This window comes from Agrobacterium sp. LAD9 (assembly GCF_003031125.1).
GTDB lineage: Bacteria > Pseudomonadota > Alphaproteobacteria > Rhizobiales > Rhizobiaceae > Agrobacterium > Agrobacterium radiobacter.
Window position 1 is genome coordinate 114,886 of sequence record NZ_PHGS01000010.1, and the last position, 20,433, is coordinate 135,318.

Annotated in this window: 11 protein-coding genes; 2 read left to right on the forward strand and 9 right to left on the reverse strand. The window is 59.9% G+C overall.

What is annotated here, in order from left to right; translation table 11 throughout:
- Nucleotides 1-36: 36 nt before the first annotated feature.
- Both DA915_RS12760 and DA915_RS12765 read left to right on the forward strand, forming a co-directional pair.
- On the forward strand, nucleotides 37-885 hold the full coding sequence (locus tag DA915_RS12760) for a LysR family transcriptional regulator (protein ID WP_192886481.1): 849 nt from the start codon (nucleotides 37-39) through the stop codon (nucleotides 883-885).
- Nucleotides 886-1,177: 292 nt separating this feature from the next.
- Nucleotides 1,178-1,381 carry a cold-shock protein gene (locus DA915_RS12765; protein WP_003503933.1) on the forward strand — a complete coding sequence of 68 codons (204 nt, stop codon included), beginning with the start codon at nucleotides 1,178-1,180 and terminating at the stop codon, nucleotides 1,379-1,381.
- A 627-nt stretch (nucleotides 1,382-2,008) separates the two neighbouring features.
- On the opposite strand, the gene DA915_RS12770 is transcribed toward DA915_RS12765, so the two are convergent.
- The 9 genes from DA915_RS12770 to DA915_RS12820 form a co-directional block, all read right to left on the reverse strand.
- Nucleotides 2,009-2,353: a hypothetical protein gene (locus tag DA915_RS12770; RefSeq protein ID WP_107675996.1), complete on the reverse strand. Its 345-nt coding sequence runs from the start codon at nucleotides 2,351-2,353 to the stop codon at nucleotides 2,009-2,011.
- Between the two features lie 870 nt (nucleotides 2,354-3,223).
- Entirely contained in the window at nucleotides 3,224-3,394 is a 171-nt protein-coding gene (locus DA915_RS28900; protein WP_192886482.1) for a contact-dependent growth inhibition system immunity protein, read from the reverse strand.
- Nucleotides 3,395-3,411: 17 nt separating this feature from the next.
- Nucleotides 3,412-3,903: a hypothetical protein gene (locus DA915_RS12780; protein ID WP_107675998.1), complete on the reverse strand. Its 492-nt coding sequence runs from the start codon at nucleotides 3,901-3,903 to the stop codon at nucleotides 3,412-3,414.
- A complete protein-coding gene (locus tag DA915_RS12785) occupies nucleotides 3,900-14,426 on the reverse strand; it encodes a hemagglutinin repeat-containing protein (protein WP_107675999.1) in 10,527 nt (3,508 codons plus the stop codon). Before DA915_RS12785 ends, DA915_RS12780 begins: the two co-directional genes overlap by 4 nt.
- Before the next feature lie 34 nt (nucleotides 14,427-14,460).
- Nucleotides 14,461-16,230, reverse strand: coding sequence for a ShlB/FhaC/HecB family hemolysin secretion/activation protein (locus DA915_RS12790; protein WP_107676000.1), 1,770 nt, complete (start codon nucleotides 16,228-16,230; stop codon nucleotides 14,461-14,463).
- Nucleotides 16,227-16,937 carry an invasion associated locus B family protein gene (locus tag DA915_RS12795; protein WP_107676001.1) on the reverse strand — a complete coding sequence of 237 codons (711 nt, stop codon included), beginning with the start codon at nucleotides 16,935-16,937 and terminating at the stop codon, nucleotides 16,227-16,229. The genes DA915_RS12790 and DA915_RS12795 overlap by 4 nt, the downstream gene beginning before the upstream one ends.
- 703 nt (nucleotides 16,938-17,640) lie before the next feature.
- Nucleotides 17,641-18,060 carry a hypothetical protein gene (locus tag DA915_RS29170; RefSeq protein ID WP_244600702.1) on the reverse strand — a complete coding sequence of 140 codons (420 nt, stop codon included), beginning with the start codon at nucleotides 18,058-18,060 and terminating at the stop codon, nucleotides 17,641-17,643.
- A 235-nt stretch (nucleotides 18,061-18,295) separates the two neighbouring features.
- Nucleotides 18,296-18,610, reverse strand: a complete 315-nt coding sequence (locus tag DA915_RS29175) for a hypothetical protein (protein WP_244600703.1) — start codon at nucleotides 18,608-18,610, stop codon at nucleotides 18,296-18,298.
- Between the two features lie 842 nt (nucleotides 18,611-19,452).
- Entirely contained in the window at nucleotides 19,453-20,370 is a 918-nt protein-coding gene (locus tag DA915_RS12820) for an AraC family transcriptional regulator (protein ID WP_107676002.1), read from the reverse strand.
- Between the last annotated feature and the right edge of the window lie 63 nt (nucleotides 20,371-20,433).

Sequence of the window (20,433 nt, forward strand, 5' to 3'; positions counted from 1 at the left end):
GTATTTTATTCCGATATCGATAATTTTGATATCGCCATGCTCGACCTTACGCTCCTGAAGAACTTTACCATCGTCGCGCGAGCTGGCTCCATCAGCGTCGCCGCCACACAGATCGGGCGCACCCAATCCGCGCTCAGCACGCAAATGCAGCGGCTGGAGGAACTGGTCGGCCACACGCTGCTGCTGCGAACGGGTTCGGGAGTACGTATAACCGCGGCGGGCGAGAAGCTGCTCGCCCATGCCAGCGCGCTTCTTGCCCGGCATGATGAAATCCTTGCCGACATGGGCGAGGCGACGCTGCAGGGAACCGTCAGCCTGGGCTGCCCTGAAGATTACTCCATCGCCTTCCTGCCGGAACTGCTGAGAGGTTTCTTCAGCACCTACCCGAAAGTCGATCTGCGCATGGTCTGCGCTCCCACGACGGAATTGCGTCCCCTCTTGCAGCGCCGCCAGATTGACATGGCGCTGGTTTCGCAATCCGATCCTGAACACCGCGACGTGCTCCGCAGGGAAAGTTTCGTCTGGGTGGCGGACAGGCCGGAACCGGACCTCATCACCAAGGATGTGCTGCCGCTGGCGCTCTCAGCACCCGTGACGCTCGATCATCGCGCGGCGTGCGACGCCATGGAAACCGCCAATCGCCGCTACCGTGTCGCCTTTGCCAGCAACAGCCTTGCCGGCCTCATCGCGATCGCGCGTTCCGGCCTTGCCATCAGCGTTCTGACCAGGACGGCCGTTCCACCGGACCTTCATATTGTCAAAAGCGGACTGCCACCCCTGCCGACGATCGGTATCGCAATCGAGTTTGCCGATCCGCAGACGTCATCGGCAGCCAGGGCGCTCAGCGATCACATCCGCGCTGTTCTTCCGGGTCTCAGCCTTTAACGCCGGTCGATCCCTCGCTCCGACCTGCAGTCGTTTGGTCCTGAATTTGAAATGAGAACGTCTTTATGGGCAAATCCAATCTCTTCGCGATCTTAAGCGTAAGAAGATCGGAATGACAGACATGTGACCGTTCATGAAGAAAACGGCTCATCGCGATGCTCTTTGCTACAAGCGGCAACGCGGTAAACGCGCCTTTTTCCAGCTTTGTTATTGCCAAGGTGGGACCGCTGACTTGATGCGGATCACCGCAACCGCTATGCGATGATGTCGCACATCAAAAAACGAGGACATCATGGCAACTGGTATCGTAAAATTCTTCGCTCAAGATAAAGGCTTCGGCTTCATCACTCCCGACAGTGGTGGCCCTGACGTCTTCGTCCATATCTCAGCCGTCGGATTTGGCGGCGCGCTGCAGGATGGCCAGAAGGTCAGCTACGACGTGGGACAGGATCGCAAGACCGGCAAGTCCAAGGCAGAAAACGTGACTGTCCTCTGACAGGCCACTCTGTCGTCAAATGTGAGTGTCCCGTTCGAAATGACCAGTGTCACTTCGAACGGGGCATCTGCTTTTCGATCCGGCAGACCGGAAAGACAAGGGCGACAGGCAAAGAACTGAAAATGTACATGCCGCACGAGGACGTTTGTTCTCGGGCATGAGTATCTTGGGAACCGGCGGATATCTTCTCAACCGTGTCGTATTATCGTCGAATCTCGATATATAGCGCAGTCTCTAGAGAGGCTACATCAAGTCGGCGACAGGGGTTCAGACACGTTATTTCTGCAATAGCGAGACCAGATAGACTTGGCCTTTGATGCCTCGCACAAGGCAATTGATGCTGCCGGGCTGCAACCGCAGAATCTTTACATGATCATCAGAGCATCGGCAGTTCCCTAGTAGCCGATTCCGGGAATAGGCCGATGATCCAACAGCGCCTTGGGGCTTACCGACGGAGATTGCTTCTAGAGGGCGCCGATAATCGGCGTCGTAGCTTACCAGATGATAGTTCTCTGTTATTGTTGGATAGCGTGGGATAAACTGCCCGTGCCGTGCCCGACGACCTGTATATTAACGGACGCGTTTTCCAAGACTGATAACGAAGCCTCGGTTCACCGGGGGCTTTTTCTATGAGGTCTCCTGCAAACCAAGCAGAAAGCTTTGCATCTTGCGAAGATTCTCCTGCCACTGGTCGTGCAATACCTTGGCGCTGTCATAACTAGTTCGGGCATCCGCCAAGGCATCGGTGTAGACCTGATCGACATCAAAGGTCGTGTACCACGCCTTGCCAAACTCCCGTTTGGTCGGTGATGCGCCGCTGTCATACGAGGTCATGGTAACGTCGCCCCTCTCGTGGGGTAGCACGTTCTTAACCTCACGGTTCAGGTAATCAATCCGGCTCTGGCCGCTGAGCCTCATGGCATCGGCCTGCTGCAAAACGGTCTGCAATTTGAGTTCAAGAGCCGTATGCATTGCCGTCTCACCATGTAGTGGGCCAATGTTGGAGGTAACCAGCGAGCCATCCTCATTGATATACGCGAGCAACTCGCCGTTGGCGGAGAAGGCAGTGCGAACATGGGAACTACTGTTGGGCTCTCCTCCTCCAGCATGTTCACGCGCTGCTGCGCCGTTTCAAACTGGGTTTCCTGGCTTTCGTAAGTGTCGGCCATGACCTCAAGCCATTTGTCAAAATTGACCATGACCTTTTCCGCCATTTCCGCAGTTATGCGCCACCCTTTTCCGATCAGGGTCGTGCCGTCGGGCATGGTAAGCTCAGACGTAAAAGTAGCCTAAACGAAGGATCAGACTCAGGGGCCCTCAAGGAATCAATAAGTTCGGATTTCTTAGTGTCATAATATGTTTTCAACCCCGCCCGCTGGGCAGGATCGGTAAAAATCGATGCGCTGAATTGCATGGAAATAGACCTCCAAATTTATGAATAAAATAAGCAAGAAATATGCCATAAATAACATCAATCCCCGACTGCACCTGGGCATTTATTATGTCCCGACACTTGCACGGGAGCCCCTCGCCCAACACTCGCACTGCGACATACGCTTTCATCGAAGGCAACCTTAACCTCACCGGCCGGTTCGACATCGCATCCCTTCCGGACGACCTGACGTCCAGCACAATCTGTATCTCACAGGTTGCACGGGCCTTGCGGCCTCGCCGAAAAACCTCACCGTGCTGGGCCACGGAGACCTCGTCGGTTGCGTCAGGCTCACCACGCTTTCCGGACGACCTCAAGGTGCCGGTTATCTCGACCTCAGCCTTTTACCTAGTTGCCGGACAGTCTTACCGTCGGGAGAAGCCGTTTCATCACAGACTGCACGGGCCCGTCTATTGCTGTAGCATACGGTCCACCTCAGCTATCGTCGCCTCGATCTCAACAGCGGGCACTGCTTGACGAAAAGCCACGATGACATCCGAATCTTTCTCTCCCTCAATATCCCAATCCTGATGGAAATACCCACCTAGCAGTTGCTCGAACTTTTCAGAACGCTTTGTCACGGAACCCGTACGTCCTACTATCTCAACCAAAAGGGTTTCTCGTCCGCCCCTAGCGCATCATATTCTTCGAGCGGACGACTCTTATCGACAAGAAATCCCGGCATGTCGGAGACTACAACCCTCACAGCTTTGTATATACCCCAATCATCGTTGAACGCGCGGGAGGACTGAACACAATATTCAAATCCCTCGAAATACTTGCGAAATACATCGGATAGGTTTGAAAGAGTTGTATCTAGATTCGTATCACTTTTGTTGAATCCGAACCGATCCCAATCGAAGCCACCGCTCTGTATTTTTGAAAAATACTCGTGCGCTTCATTCATGATAAGAATTGCAGCATCTATCTCGCCAAGGCGTATATACTTTCGGAATAGTCGATCGGTCAAAACATCATATGAATCCCGCCCGCGCCCCAAATCCTTCAGAATGGAAAAGAAGCACAATACGTCCGACTTTGACCCAAGCTCGAATATCGAGCTTCCGCCGAAAAACCCAATACGGTTCATTGATCCCTCTTAAACTCAATCGACTCGGGCTTAATCGCTCCGTTTGATTTTTGGACAATTCCCCGTATCACGCGCCTCTCTTGGTCAACGGTCACCACCTGCCCTCGCACATCGATTACGATTTCCTGTTGCATACCGCTTGGCAAATTTCGTTGCCGCTGAATAGCTTGCTTGGCTACGTTATCGATCAAGCCATTCATATTGTTCGCGACATTGTAGTTCTTTACTTCGGCACTGCAAACATCGCCGCGACACCAATCAGGACGAACGCTGCCAGGTGTGCCGTAAGGTACTTCCTTACCATCCTTGAAACTGACCTGCGGTCTGGCACCTGCACCGAGATCGGTGCCTACGGCCACCTCGGATTCTTTCGGCGTTGGACGGCGCGGGCTCTCCGGCGTTTCCTTCTTCGGATCTACACCTCCTCGCCCAGGCTTTACGCCAACGACGCCAATGATCGCGGCGGTGGTCACGCCGATCACGAGCTTGAGGTCTTTGGTGTCCTGCTCCGAAAGGCCATGCTTGGCGGCGATGCTGGTAATCGCCCGCTCGCTGGCCTCCTTGCTCAACCCGCCGAGCGCCTTAAGCGGTTTGAGCGCGGCCTCCAGTTCCTTGTAGCCCTCCTCGCCGATCGCAAGCCTCGTTAGCAGGCTCCGCATGAAACCGGCCGTCAGGCCCATCACCTGGAAACCGGCCATAAGCTCCTCGTCAGAGCCCACCTTGCGCAGTTGCTCCGCAATGTTCTTAACGCTGCTGGGTAACTCGCCCTTGCCCGCCTCGCCGGTCGCATACTTCTCGGTGTATTCCTCCATCAGCGTCGCCAGCATCTGCACGCAGGCTTCACGCTCGCTCGCCGTCAGTTCGGCGATCTCCTTGCCGTTCGTGTCGTACAGCACGCATCCCGACGCCGCGTAGGCCGGCGTGAAGATCAGATCGAGAAGATTGAACCCCTGCCGGCCGGAGCAGGTCGCCAGCGCCGCAATATCCAGCGTGCCGGCGTCAAGGGCTTTGGCGACCTTGCGGGCCGTTTGCAACTCGGCCGGCGTCAGATCGCCGGAGGCCGCCAGCTTAACGCCGAGCGCCTCGAAGGCCTCGCCAAGCGCCTTGCCGGCGACCTCGACACCCTTGGCCGCCGCCCTGAGGCTGTCGGTGGACAGATAGGCGTCGATCTCCACATGCCTGTCGCGGGTGATCTCCTCGGCCCTGCCGGGATCGCGGTTGAGCTCCGAGAGCGGTGCGGTCGTGCCGCCGCTTTCGAGCGACGCCTGCTGTTCCGGATCGCGGATGGTGATCTCGCCGGGGCCGACCGTCGCCTTGAGGCTCTGGCGGGTGTCGTCGAGCTTATACGTGCCTTCCAGCGTGGAATTGCCGACCGGATTGGCCGAGGTGCCGGAGCCGCCGGTCAGATCGATGCCGACACTGGCGCTGACGCCCTCGTAACGCTTCTCACCCTCGAAGTTTTCATGGGTCAGCGTGCCGGTGGAAAGTTTCAGATTGCCGTTGTTCGAAACGATCTTGCCGGCGTCGAGATGGGTGTCGCCGCCCACCGTCACATCCATCGCGCCATCGGAAACGAGACCCGACTGTTCGGAGATCCAGTTCGTCGCGCCCGACCCCTTGCCACCGCCGATCTGCACGCCGGAGATCGGGTTGCTGCCGAGGCTGATGCCGGCCGAGGCCGACTTGTTCGAACGAGTGCCCGTGTCAGGGACGGAGGCGATCTCGAGGTTGCGGCCCACATCTGCCCTGACGGTACCGCCCGAGACCACGGCCCCGGCCAGTGTCGTATCCCGTCCCGATTGCAGCGTCACATCGCCGGCGCCGTCGACCCGTGTAATGACCTGCGTGGAGGAAGCGGAGGTGGCCGAGCCGCTGGACACCGCAGCACCGCCGGTCAGGCCGGCGCTGACGCCGGTGGTGAGGTTGAGGTTTGCGCCGACACCGATCGAGGCGCTGGCCGAACGGCTGCTGCTGGAGCTGCTGGAACTCGCCTCGGCGCTCTTCAGGTTGATATCTCTGCCCGCCGCCAGACGGATATCGCCGGCCGAACCATTACCATCGTCAGCGCTGCCGGCGGTGATCTGCGCACCGGTGGCGTTGATGTCGCCTGTGCCGGCGTCGATGGAAACGGAATTGCCGGCCTGGATCGCCGTCACGGACGGGCTCGAGGCGGCAAGGGTTTCCGTCTGCTTCGAGGCCTGGAAGCCAGCAGTCAGGGAGGCAGAGGCAACATTGCCCTGCACCACGGGGCTCAGCGCGTCATAGGCCTTGAGCGCGGCAAAGCCCGCATTGGCGGCCGAGTAACCGTCCCGGATGTTGCCGAATTTTTTCGCGGCATCGGCTGTTGTCCTGATCGCATCGGGAATCTTCGAGCCGACCGAAAGCGTGACGCCCGCAAACAGCTCTTCATGCATCCGCGCATAGTTCGAGCGGTCGATGGCGGAGAGCAGATTGACGTCCCGTACCGCCTGGATCACGGCGTCCCGGCCCGCTTCGGCACGCGCCGCCTGAAGGTTCGCATCGCGGCCCGCATTGATGGTGAGATCGCGGCCGGCGGTCAGCCGGGAAACCGCATTCACTTCCTGCGACTGCGATGTCTTGTCAGAAACCTTGGCGTAGCCCACGCCCACCGAAAGGCTGCCGCTTCCCGACGAGAAGGAGAGACCGAAGCCGGAGCGCTTCTTTTCTTCGCTCGAACCGCTGGTTTCCGAACCAGGGGTGACGTTCACATCCCGGGCGGCGTTGAGGGCGATGTCGCGGCCGGCCGTGACGTTCGAGCCGATAATGTTGACGTCGGTGCCGCGCGCCTCAAGGGTCACATCCTGACCGGCATTGATGCTGGAGGCGACATTGGTGGTTGCAAATTGCTCTTTGCTGTTCGACTTGCTGCCCCAAAGGGAAACGAAGCCGCCGCCCGAGCCAACGAAGAGGCCGGACTTCGACGATGAGCTTCCACTTGCGTCGCGCTCCTGCGCGCCAAGCGCGGAGACGCTGTCGCCCTCGACCGCCACCGAGCCGCCTGCATCGAGCTTCGAGCCGGAGATAGCCGCGTCGCGTCCGGCGTTGAGGCTGATATTCCCAGACGTGCTGATGGCGCTTGCGACATTGGTTTCGTCATGGGATTGGCTGCTGCTCTTGCGTGATGAGAGCAGACCACGGGAGGACGAGCTGCTTTGCTTCTCCAGCGTATCGAGACCGGAAGCGATGACGATATCGCGGCCCGCGTCGATGGCGACGGCGGCATCGAGCTTGCCGCCTGTCGCCTCCAACCTCGATGCCGAAATCGTCGCGTCACGCCCGGCAGCAATCGTCAGACCGTCATTGGCCGCGATCACGCTCGATTGTTCGGTCGTGCTGTTTTCCGAGTTGCGGACCTGGCGGCGCGAGCTGAACAGCCCCCTGCTTCCGCCGCTATAGCTCATGTCGCGGTTCGCCGTATCCTGCACGGAGGCGATGGTGACGTCGCCGCCGGCACTGAGCGTAGCGCTTTCGCCGGCTGTGGCCTTTACGCCGGCGAGCATCAGGTCCTCGCCGGCCGCGAGGATGAGATTGCCGCCGGTCTGCAATTCGGCCAGTGTGTTCTTGAGGCTCGCGGCGCGGTCGTAGCCGCCCTTGAACCTGTCGTCGCGGCTGAATTCGAGGCCGAGCGCGGCGATATCGATCGCGGCGCCCGCTTTCAGCGTCAGGTCGCCGCCAGCCGCGAATTGCCCGCCTACGGAAGAGATCGAACCGGAGGCGGACAGCAGCAGATCGTTGGCTGCAGCGATCCGCGCCGTCTGCTGCGCCCGGTCGGTGAAGCCGTTGGCGGTGATGTCGCGGCTCTTCAGCGTATCGTTGACGATCGACGCGGCCCGGATGGAGATGTTATCGCCGGAGACAAGGCCCGAACGGTTGGTAAAGCTGCCGCGCGCATCGATGATGACATCGCTTTTGGCGAACAGGCTGCCGCCGTCGTTGAGAAGCGAGCCGGAGGAAGCGATGGCGAGGCTGGAACCGGAGAACAGCGTTCCGGAATTGCCCATACCGCCGGCCTCTATCGCGACCGAGCCTCCCCTGATCCGAGCGCTGGCGACATCGATCGTCCCGATCGTCGCCTTGGCGAGATAAAGGCGCGGCACCAGGACCTCGGCGCCATTCACCGATTGCTTCTCGAGCCAGACGATGTCTTTCTTCAGGCTGGAAATCTGGCCGGCGGAAAGGGAGATGCCGCCGGAAAGACCGAGCGACCGTTGCTCGTCGACGGCGTTGTCGTAGAGCGACTGCATCATCCGGGCCGGATCCACATCCGATCCGATCGTTCGGCCGCCGGTCTTGGCGAAGATCTGGTCCGCGACCAGGCGATACTCGAAATAGCCGTCGCCAAGCCGCTTGATATTGGCTTCCGGCCGGTAGCCGCCGATGCGGCTCAGGAAATAGTCCGAGCCGAGAAATTTCGACGGATCGATGAATTGCGATCTTGTTTCGATGACGAAGGGCATGGACGGCGATGCGGCGGCCTCAAATATTGCCTTGCGGCCTGTCAGCGCCTCGATCGAGACGTTGAGTTCCTCAAGCGGGACCACCGCCCGTGGGACGGCGATGGCCACCGGGTCGATGCCCGGCAGGCTTACGGGAATGCTTGCTGGAAGAATGCCTGCGGTCGTCGTGTCCACAGATGGAAGGCCGGTCGCAGCAATATTTACAGGGGGAATGCTGCTGGCCATAACGTTTGCAGACGTAGGGCTGGAGGCAGCCATGCCCGCAGCGGCGAATGCATTGCCGAGGCTGGCCGCGTCGATCGATCCGGCTGCTGCCGCACCGGCGACATTTGCCCCGCCGATCGCGCGGCCGCTGGATGTGCCGGTCTGGCCAGCGCCCTGACGCACGGCGTTGTTGAGCAGATAGCCCGTAACGACGGCATTGAGTGCGCCGCCGGCCTCGATGGTGCCGAAGACGACGTTGTAGGTTTGCGTCGAGGTGGAGCTTTCAGACGTCGTCCATGTGCGCGTCTTGCGGCTGAGGCATTTGCCCAGAAAACGTTTTGCGCAGTAGCGCTCGGAGTGCAGGGTCTCGACCGTCGTATCGACCGTTTCAATCAGATCGCGCCCTTCGTTGAGAACCGATCCAGCACTAATGGCCATGTTCGTTCTTGCCGACAGCAGACTGTAGCTGTTGGTAAGCGAATCGGTGTCGATCGACAGCGCATCGCCCGAGATGATCTGCGCCGCCGTGCCGCTGATGCTGGCCATATCACGGGTGGCATTGACAGTCGTCGTCACATTGCCGTTGACGGTGACGACGGGAGCGATGGCCAGGCGTGACACGGAAACGCTGCCGTCGCGGGTATTAACGATCGAGGCCACCCGCAGATCCATATTGCCGGAATTCGTCTGGATCAGACCCGAACGGTTGACGAGATCCCCGGCCCTGTTGCGCGACAGCCCCCTGATGGTCAGGTCTCGCTCCGCGATCACATCGGCACGCGTATTGGTGAAGCTGCCATCCAGATTGTAGAAAGCCGAACGGCCGGCATAGAGGAAGCCGGTATTGGCGAGATTGCCGCCGAGCTTCACCGTAAGATCGCCGCCGCCCGAGCCGAGGGTTCCGGCATTGTCGAGCGAGGCGGCGTTCAGGCTGAGACCGCCATGGCCGTTGACGAGGCCGCTCGCCGCATTGGTGAAGGCTCCCATGAAGCCCGAACCGGTTCCAACAAGGTCCATGCTGCCTAACGAGACGAGCCTGCCGGTATTGGTGAACCGGCCGGGCGTGGCGAGCGTCAAATCGCCGCGCGAGGAAAGTTCGCCGACATTGGTGACGTCGCCGGCAATCGTTGCCTCAAGCCTGCCGCCGCTCGTCGTCAGCGTGCCGCCGTTGTTCAGCGAGGCGGCATTGAACGCGAGGCTGTCGCCCTGCAGAACACCGGCCTGTTCGTTCGTCATACCGGCTGCGGTCGCAACCGCGAGCCTGTTCGCTGCGATCATTTTCCCCGAGTTGGTGATGTTACCGGCGGCATCGAGCGTCAGACCGTCCTGCGTGGACAGCTCGCCGCGATTGATCAATGCACCACCGACATCGATATCCGTCGACCCGGCGCCGCGCAGCAGGCCGGCATTGTCGAGATCGCCGGCGAGATAGGCGAGGAGCGCGCCGTTGCCGGAACCGGCCCTGCCAGGGTTGGTCAGCGACGCGGCCCGGATCGTCAGGCGCCGGTCGCCATTGACGAGGCCGGTATTGGAAAATGCTCCCATGGCCCCATCGCCGAGCCCGGCAAGCGTCATGTTGCCGAGGGAAAGCAGCGTGCCGGAATTCGTGAGGTTGCCAGCCGCCTTCAGGGTCAGATCGTCCCTTGCCGAAAACTCCCCGGCATTTTCGACGTCGCCCCGGATTGTCGCCTCGAGCCCGCCCTGGCGCGCCGTCAGCCTGCCGCGATTGATCAGAGATCCGGCTTCGATCGTGGCGGCGGCCGCCTGGACGACCCCTGCCGGCTCGTTCGTCAGGCGCCGACCGGCCGCCATGTCGAGTGTCGACGTGGCGAGAATCTTGCCGCTGTTGTTCAGGTCGCGGACGATGGAAAGCCGAACCCGCTCCTGCGTCGAGATTTCGCCCGTGTTGGACAGATCGTCGCCGACGCCGATGTCGGACCATCCGGCACTATAGAGCAAGCCGGAATTGTCGACCTTGCCGGACAGACGGGCGAAAGTGTTGCCACGTCCCGATCCGGCCGTACCGGCATTGACGAGCGACGCGGCCCGCAGGGTCAACCCGCCGCCGCCATCGACAAGAGCGCCGGCCTCATTGGTGAAGGCTTGCATCGCCGCGTCGCCGACGCCCGAAAGCGTCATGGCACCGACGGAGACCAACCTGCCGCTATTGACAAGGTCACCGGACAGGCCGAGCCCGAGATCGCCCCTGGCTGACAGTTCCCCGGAGTTGCGCACATTGCCGGCTATCGTCGCCGACAGCTTTTCGCTCTTCGCGGTGAGGAGGCCGCGATTCTCAAGCGACGTCGCATTCAGGGTAACGCCGCCGCCCTGCAGCGTGCCGCCGTTGATAACGGTGTCACCCACCTTGAGGACAAGGGCGTCAGCCGCCGTGAGGCGCCCGCTATTGTTCAGGCCGCTGGCCGAGACGGTGGCGGATGAAAGGCCCGTGATCGTGCCGGTATTCGCAACAGTGCGCCTGCCGGTCAGGACAAGCGCGCCACCCTGCGCCTCTATGGTGCCGGATGCCGTATTGTCGAAATCCCCTGTCGCCGTCAGGTCAAGGTTCTTGGCCGCAACGAGCGTTCCACTGTTGCTCAATGTGCCGCCGGCCGAAACATTGGCGAAGGAAGAACTGGTCATCGTGCCGGAATTCGAGACGTCACGCGTCCCGGTGACCACGAGTTCGCCGCTCTGTGCCGCGATGACGCCCAATGCAGCGTTGCCGATATTCCCGGCCGCTGTCAGTGCGACGTTTTTCATCGAAACAAGTGTTCCGCCATTGCTCAATTTGGCCCCGGCCGAGACGATGGCGGACGAAGAACTGACCATCGTGCCGGAATTCGAAACATCGCGCGTGCCGGTGACCACAAGCTCACCGCCCTGCGCCGCGATGGTCCCGGATGCGGCATTGTCAAAATTCGCCGATGCCGTCAGTGTGACGTTCTTCGCCGCGACGAGTTTTCCGCCATTGCTCAACCCACCACCGGCTGAGACGGTGGTGGAGGAGGAACTTGCCAGAGCCCCGAAATTCGAAACGTCACGCGTACCGGTAATGACAAGTTCGCCGCCCTGCGCCGCGATGACGCCCGATGTCGTGTTGTTGAAGCTCCCCGCCGCCGTCAGATCGAGTGTCTTCGCCGCGACGAGTTTCCCGCCGTTGCTCAATCCTCCGCCGGCCGAAACACTGGCAAAGGACGAGCTCGTCATCCTGCCGAAATTCGATACGTCGCGCGTGCCTGCTACGACAAGCTCACCACCCTGTGCCGCGATGACGCCGGATGCCGCGTTGTCGAAACTCCCCGTTGCCGTCAATTTGATGCTTTTTGCCGCGGCCAACGTTCCGCCGTTGCTCAATCCGCCACCGGCCGAAACCGTGGCAGAGGAGGAACTTGTCATCGCGCCGGAATTCGAAACATCGCGCATGCCGGTGATGGAGAGTTCGCCGCCCTGCGCCGCGATGACGCCGGACCCCGAATTGTCAAAGTTGCCCGTCGCCGTCAGCTCAAGGTTTTTCCCGGCAACGAGCGTTCCACTATTGCTCAATTTGGCCCCGGCCGAGACGGTGGCGGACGAAGAACTTGCCATGGTGCCGGAATTCGAAACGTCGCGCGTGCCGGTAGTGACAAGCTCGCCACCCCGCGCCGCGATGACGCCCGATGCGACATTGTCAAAATTCCCCGTTGCCGTCAGCCTGACGTCCTTCGCCGCGACGAGTTTTCCGCCGTTGCGCAATCCACCGCCGGCCGAAACACTGACAAAGGACGAGCTCGTCATCCTGCCGAAGTTCGAAACGTCGCGCGTGCCGGTAACAACGAGCTCGCCGCCCTGTGCAGCGATGACGCCGGATGCCGCGTTGTCGAAAGCGCCCGCCGCCGTCAGTTTGATGCTTTTCGCCGCGGCCAACGTTCCGCCGTTGTTCAATCCGCCACCGGCAGAAACCGTGGCGGAGGAGGAACTCGTCATCGCTCCGGAGTTCGAAACGTCGCGCGTGCCGTTAATCGCGAGCTCGCCGCCTTGCGCTGCGATGACGCCGGATGCCGAATTGTCAAAATTCCCTGTTGCTATCAGCTCCAGGCTTTTCGCCGCTACGAGCGTTCCACCATTGTTCAAGCCGCCGCCGGCCGAGACGGTGGAGAAGGAAGAACTCGTCATCGTGCCTGAATTGGAAACATCGTGTGTGCCCGCTACCACGAGCTCGCCGCCCTGTGCGGCGATGACGCCGGACGCCGTGTTGTCGAAAGCACCCGTCGCCGTCAGTTTGACGTCCTTCGTCGAAACGATTTTGCCGCTGTTGGTGAGATCGCTGGCAGAGGTCAGTTCGATGCCATTCGCCTGGACGGAGCCCGATTGAACGAGATCGCCATTCCTGCTCGTCAGCTGCAATCGATCGGTCGCGGCGAGCGTTGCGCTGGACGACAGGTTTGCGGCGGTGGCGAGCAGCATGCCACCAGAGACGATCCGTCCTCCCGATATCGCAAGGCCGCTTTCCGAGCTGAGCGTGAGATTGCCGTTCGCGGTCGCACGGCCGTTTGCCGCGTCGATGCGCCGCGCATCGATGGTGATCAGCCCGAGCGACCGGAATATATCCTTGCCGTTGTCGGTATCCCGGCTGATGTCGATCGAACCGGCGGCGATTGAAAGCAGACTGCCACCGAAGAGCCGCCCCTTGCCCGCGTTCAGCTCTTCCGCCTGAATGTCCAGCCGCCCGAGTGCTGACTGTACGCCATTCGCATCCAGCCCGGACGCGGCCAGCGCCCCTGCGCCGACCACCACCGACTGCCCCTTGATGGTGACGTCGCCTTTCGCGCCGACAAGCGCATCCGCGGCCAATTCCGCGATGCTTTTCCCTTCGAGAACGACCGCCTCATCGGAAAACAGGGTACTCTCGACCGTGACGGACCGGCTTGCCGATCTGGCGGCGATGCTCTTGCTGGCATAGGTTTTGCCGAGAGTGAGCTTGCCGTCCGCCGTAAGGGTCATCGCGCCCGCATTGGCGGCCATGTTCCCCTTCATGTTGACGCCGGCGCCCTTGTCGGTGGCGATGATTTTGATGCGGCCGGCATACATGCCGCCCAGAAGCGACGAATCGATCGCGATTTCCGGCTCGTTGCCATCCGATCCGAGCGAGGTGACGGTGCCCGCCGCGTAGTCGAAAGCGTTGCGTCCGGCGGCGAGATTGATCTCACCTCTCGCATTCACTGGACCGTTGACGGAGATTTTTCGGGAAACGATGTCGAAAATATCCGATTGGCTGAGATCGGCGCCGCCGGCCCTGATGGTGACATCGCCGCGCTCGACCCGGAGATTACGAAGCGAACCGTCGCCGCCCAGTTCAGGCGTCCCCGTGGACAGCGTAACGCGCGGCGAATTGATGAAGCCGCAGCCATTGCAGGTCAGTCCATTTGGGTTGGCGATAACGACATCTGCCCCCCGTCCGAACACTTCGGTGGCACCCTGCAACAGCGAGCGGTTTGCGCCGACCACCTCATTCAGGATCACGCGCGCTGGCCCCGACCCACCGAGATTTGTATTGCCCTGGACGAGACCACCGAGTTGGGACCGATTGAGGTCGCCGTTCGAATTGTTGAGGATAAGACCGGGCGCCCCGACATTGAAGTTGTCATACTTATTGTGGGACAGGCCTGCCGCATTCGGCGTGACGATGTTGACCATCGGCACGCCGTTGCCCGCAGCTTCGATCCGCGGCTGGTTGGCCGGCGAAACGCCGGTCGCGCCGGAAAGCTCCTGTGCCCGCACGATGATCGGCTCAACGATCAGGCTGATGCTCAGTATCGATGCCAACGATGCGCGAAACGCCGATGCGATCTGTCTTCCGGTCATGCCTTACTCCATACCGGCTTGCAGCCGCTTACTCTTAAAACTGAATTGTCAGCCGCGCCTGAACGAGACCGTCATCCGGTCGACGCGCCCCCGAAATCGAAAGGACACGGCTGTAGAAAATATCGAAATTTAGTTGGCCGCCGCGGTTTCTGAGGCCGACCGTCCCACCCGTCATGGTGCCGCCGATGCTGCCGTCCTCGGCATTCGCCCGGGCGTGCCCGACATCCACAGCCATATACGGCTCCAACCGGCCGAACGCCTGGGCAAGCCCGTCCTCTTCCGGCGGCGGCAGGAGCATGGAAAGTTCGTTACGCCACAGAACGCCGGTGCTGGACGACAGCAGCGCATCCCTTACGCCCCGAACGGTCGAATTGCCGCCAAATGCCATTTGCTCCGAGGCAAACAGCGGATCATCCGTCCACTGGCCCGACAGCGACGTCCGGAAGATTCCGGTGAACGCATCGATATCCTGACTGCGCACATAGCCGAGTGAATAGGCAAGCATGTCATATTGCGCCTTCGGCGACCCCACCGCCGCCGTTGCATCATCGACCGCGCCGAGAATATTGAGGCCGCGCCGATATTCGATGCTGACGCTTGCCTCGCCGCCCAGAAGCTGCCGGGAATGCCCGATCTCCATCGACGCCACCGCAAGCGTGCGGCTGGCGCTGTCGAGGCGGCTGCCCAGCAAAAAATTCTCGGTCGATTTCCGCGTCAATCGCCCGCTCAGCCAGGTCTTCGAGATCTGGTCGCGCGACAATATCACCGACGCGTAAGGGGAGACCGATTCCGAACTGCCTGAGGTATCGATATCGGATATCTGGCCTCGCACCGACGAGCGGTAGCTGCTCCAGGAACTATCGACGCCGAACAGCCATGCGCCGTAGGGAATGGAGGCCGCCAAGGCGACCAGATTGCTGGTCGGCGGGTCTTCGGACATGAAAAGCGGATGACGCGCCATCGACCGCTGATAGTTCACCGACCACTGGTCATTCAGGCCGAGCACATTGTCGACACCGAGATCCGCGCGGGATTGATAGATGCCCGTCGACGGCGTGCCGGAATTGTCCGCCCCGATGCTCAGCGCCCACGGCTTTTGCCGTTGCAGTGTCACGCCCAGAACGGAATCGCCCTGCTCGGCGCCCGCCTCCAGGCTGATGGTTGCCTTGACGGAGCGCAGACGGTTGATCTGGTCCAGCCCCTGCTCCACCGCGCGCAGGTTCAGCGGCCTTCCCTTCAATCCGGGAAAGGCGGTCAGTAATTGTCCCCCTGCCGCCCTGCCCTGCTTGACGATGATGTCCTGAAGCCGGCCTTCGATGACGTTGACGGTAAGCGTGCCCGTGGACAGATCCTGTTCGGGAAGATAGGCGCGCGATGCGACGTAACCGCGATTGATATAGAGAAATGTGATCTTCTGCAGGACGGCGTTGAGATCGGACAAGCGCAGGCAGCGGCCCTGCCATTCAGAAACTGTTTTTTGCAGGTCCAATTGCGGCAGGAGCGTCACGCCGGATACAGCGATCCGATTGACCGCAACGCATTGTCCGCTCTCGCCGTCGCCGCCGACCAGTTCCGGACCAGCCGCAATGCCGCCCGGCGCCTGACGGACGGTGCGACTGGTCTTTTCCTCAAACTGCCTGACATCTTCAGAGAATCGCCTAGAGATTCCATCAGCCTGCTTGACCGCAGCTCCAACCGGATCCTGCGCCACTGCCTGGCCGCCCGTCAGGATCACCGCAGCGGTGACGGCGATCGCATGTCGAGCTACAACAGGAAAAGGCGGGAGGCGCGGCGATCTGGTCACGGTTTCGCCCGCCCTTTAGCCGCCGGCGATGGGCTCAACGACGCCGGCCCGGATTTCAGCGCGCTGACGGCCTGCCGGAAGCCTTTCAGCGAGAAGACCAGTTTGACGGCTTGGCCATTCAGCAGACGAAAGAACATCGCCGCCTCCGGCGCGTCATTGAACCCCCCGAGCAAGTTCCGGTCGATCGGCGCAAGGCCGAAGCAGCCGAGATGGCTGCAGTTGCGGAAACGATAGAGGCGCGGTTTCCCCTTACCCACGCTGAGGCCGAAATCCGCATTCAACAGGACATCGAGCGGGAAGAGGGCGACAAGTGCCCATTCAGCCTTGCCAGCCTTGTCATCCGTGGCGGTAACCGCCAGCTTCAGGACTTCGACCTCGCGACCATCCTGCTCGACGACAACCGATTGCGTTGCCTCGCACCTGGCACCCTTTGTGGAAACGGCTGGCGTTGACGCCGGCTCGATGCACCGCACCGTCCATGCATCAAACCTCTGTTCGCGAACCGCGGGCTGCGGCGTCCCGCCCTCCACGCCCTGTGCTGCAACTCCGCTATCGCTCGCTGCGATGCACACAAGGCAGACGGCAACCGCCTTGATCCACCGTTGCCCGAAATGCGCTGATCCAAATAAAATATCCGGCTCAATACTGCGAGAACCGAAAAACTTTCTAATAGTATTAATTAAATAGTACGAATATTCTAAGTACATCGAATCTTTTACTATGGAGACAATTTGCGCTCCGTTACCACAACGTGTACTATTGTGTAAATGTTTCTATTGCAGACTGTATGAAAATTGTATGGTTGTTAGCACGATGACCTGTCAGCCTGTTCCTGCGACGCAGCAATATGGTTGACCGCCCTCTCGATCAGATCACCCTCGGCGACATCGAGGCATTGGTAACATTCCAACGCAGCGAAAGCCGGACGCTGGATTTCAAGCAGGCATTGTGGAAGCACGATGAATAGTTATTGCCAGCTTGCAAGTCGTCACCACTTCGCTGAAAATATCGTCCGGGTTTTGCCGAGTATTTTGCCTGGCTTCAGGGGGAAGGCATGACAAAGGCGAACGTTGACGCGCATCGAAGACCTTCAAGGAAGCCGTATAATGAGAGAACCGACCTCGAAAAGCTCTGTTCGCAATGGACCAAACTTTCGGGACTACACGGACGGGACGAGCCATCCGCCGCGATCGTAGACCAGTTCCTTCGCTGGGCGAACGGGCTGCCTTTGAAGGTCGAGCGCCTTCTTTGTCCCGATCTACTTCGCGACCCCGAAGGCGAGCCCCACGGCGAAGGCCCTGATCAAGTCCGCCGAGAAGATCAATGCGACCCGAAACGCCATAGTTCTTCAGGCGATGTTCAGCACGTCCAACGAAGCCGAGGCATTGATCGCAGAGGCGAGGACGTTCATCAATTTGACCGTGGGACTAGCCGCCCATAGGATTCATCCCGCTCAAAATGCGGATCAGGCCTCCGATCCATGATGTCATCAAATGTCGGGTAAGGCTCATCAAGGACGCGCCGACAGGCCGCCCCGATCGCGGGGACATAGGGCTTCACCGCGCCCGGCATGGACTTGCGCCAGCCGATGCCGCGCTTGCCGCGCACTTCGATTTCAAGGATGCGCTCGCGGCTGTCCGGGTCCACAACAATGGTCACGTCACGGTGCTGGAGCTGCTTGGCCTCGTCAGGCCGCAGACCGGTATTGCCCATGAACAGCACGAAGTCGTGCAACTGTTCGGCTTCCCAACGGAAGTGCTTGTTCTTCGGCTCCTTGGCGTTCTGGCGGGTCGCCTCGTATAGCTGCTTGTACTCAGCCGGGCTGACCACGGCCTGTGACTGATCTTGCCTTGTGTCTTGTAGGGCGGCGACAGGTCGGGCAGATGGCTGAGCCACTTGTGACGAATGGCCGTCTTCAACACCTGCCGCAAGGTGCCAACTTCATCATGGAGAGCGCTGCGCGATGGCTGTTTGCCGGTCTTGGAAGTCGTCATCCGGTGGACGCGGTAGTCCTGGACCGTCCCGGCGTTGATCTCGGAAAGGCCCATCTTGGCGAAGAAGGGGATCAGGTGGAGCCGCAGGCGGATACTGTGGCCCTCGACCCATTTCTGGCTACGCTCACCTTCTGTATGATGGCGTATTCCTGCTCGAACTTCTTGGCGGCTTCCGCGAAGGTGGTTTCGGTCTTAAGGATGCCCACAGCTAGCTTGCCGCGAAGCCCAAGATACCAATCTTCCGCAAACGCTTTCGCCTGCTCCAATCCGGTTTCCTTGGTGCTGGCACGGTACTGGCGGCCTTTTACGGACGCCGAGCAGTGCCACGTGAGCCCGCCGCGCCGGTAAACATTGACCTTTCCTCCGAGGATTTCGTGGCTCGCCATACCCGCTCTCCAACCTGTTTTCGTCTTTGATGTAAGAACAGGGAATCACGCCATCAAGCACCCGTCAAACCGGTGGGGTCCGTTGTGCTAGCTCTGTGCTAGGCTCCAAACGCAAGAAAGCCCTCCGCGACGGGAGGGCTTTCTTGTTGAAACTATTCGTAAATTCTGGTTGCGGGGGCCTGAGTCCACGGAGACTTGTAATTTTCAGACGGATAGGATGCCGCTAAAATGACTTCTGCTTTGCGCGAATAACAAGGGCAGTTGGCCTCTATTCCTGCTGTCGAACTCGTTTCGATGCGATACCTATCCATTCATAAAGGATGCCCTGGTCCAGTTTCGAAAAGCGCGCTCGATGTTTTAACCACTCCAGCGAGTCGCCAGGATTACAACGGGCATAGTCCTCCCGAATAAGTGCCTCACAATCTTCGCGAAGCCTGGGGTCAGTTCTCAGTGGCAATCAACAGTCTGGTGGCTGCACGAGGCAAAGCAGTCAATCGCCGTGTCGTCCCTTCTGTTTCAAGCACGGACCTTAGACAGTCTGCCATGATCAGCAGCGAATTGCTATCCACGGCAGTGCTCACGCCAATGGCAGCAGATCTTGGCGTCACGAAAGGCGCGGCTGGTCAGTCGGTGAACCGGCTGTCGAGCGCTGGGCTTTTCGTCTAACGTCCTCATCCATCCTACCTCGCCGGCCGTCAAATCATTTCACTGTTGGGGACGGTTGGTACGTACTTGACGGTGACAAACACGCCGCAGCGTTGGTTTCGAGCAATATCTTCAATGCGTGGCTGCCACCGCGCCGACTTTACTGACCGAGGTTCAAAGATAGCGGAGGAAACACATCAACTCACTGGTGCCAAGGGTTCAATCCACTGCTTGGGCGATTGGCGCAAAGCATTCGCATGCTTGGCGGGCGACATGCCGAAAACCCTGCCATATTCTCTCGAAAACTGGGACGGACTCGCATAGCCGACCTGGAAACCTGCGGTTGCTGCGTCCAGACCTTCACTAAGCATCAGACGACGAGCCTCCTGAAGCCTAAGCTGTGTTCGGAATTCTAGTGGACTCATATTGGTGACCGCTTTGAAATGCGCGTGAAACGTAGAGCGGCTCATCCCGGCCACTTCGGCGCCAGCTTCCACCGAACAGGTCTCGCGAAAGTGCTTCCTGATCCACACAATAGACCGTGCGATCTGATTGACATGCGCGCCAGCTTGCACGATCTGTCGCACCGCCGCTCCTCCAACACCGGTAATGAGACGATATAATATCTCACGCTTCGCCAGCGGTGAAAGGGCGTCGATATCTCGAGGCGTGTCCAGCAGCGCAAGGAGACGCGAAGCGGCATCAATGATACCCTCATCCACCTTGTTAAGTAACAGGCCGATAGGGCCGTTGATTGGCGCGTGCTGTTCTGAAGGATAGCGAATTGCCAGATCCGCCAACTCCACGGTGTCAAGGTCGAGTTGCATCGAAAGATACGGTTTGTCTTTCGATGCTTCGATTACCGATCCCATGACCGGAAGATCAACGGAGGCGACCAGATAGCTGGAGGGATCATAGACAAAGCTTGTCTGCCCGAGAACCGCCTGCTTTCGCCCCTGTGCGACGAGGCAAAGTGTCGGCTCGTAGACGACAGGCATCGGCAATGTCGTCTCGGAACAGCGAATGAGCTTCAACCCCGGCAGCTGCGTTTCAAACGTACCGTCGTGAGGTGCATGGCGAGCAATGGTGGCTTCGATGGCGTGTTCACTTTTCATAATGCTTTTATGCCATGCCTTCTTACCAACGGAAAGTCTGAGCAAGCGATATTTGGACGATCA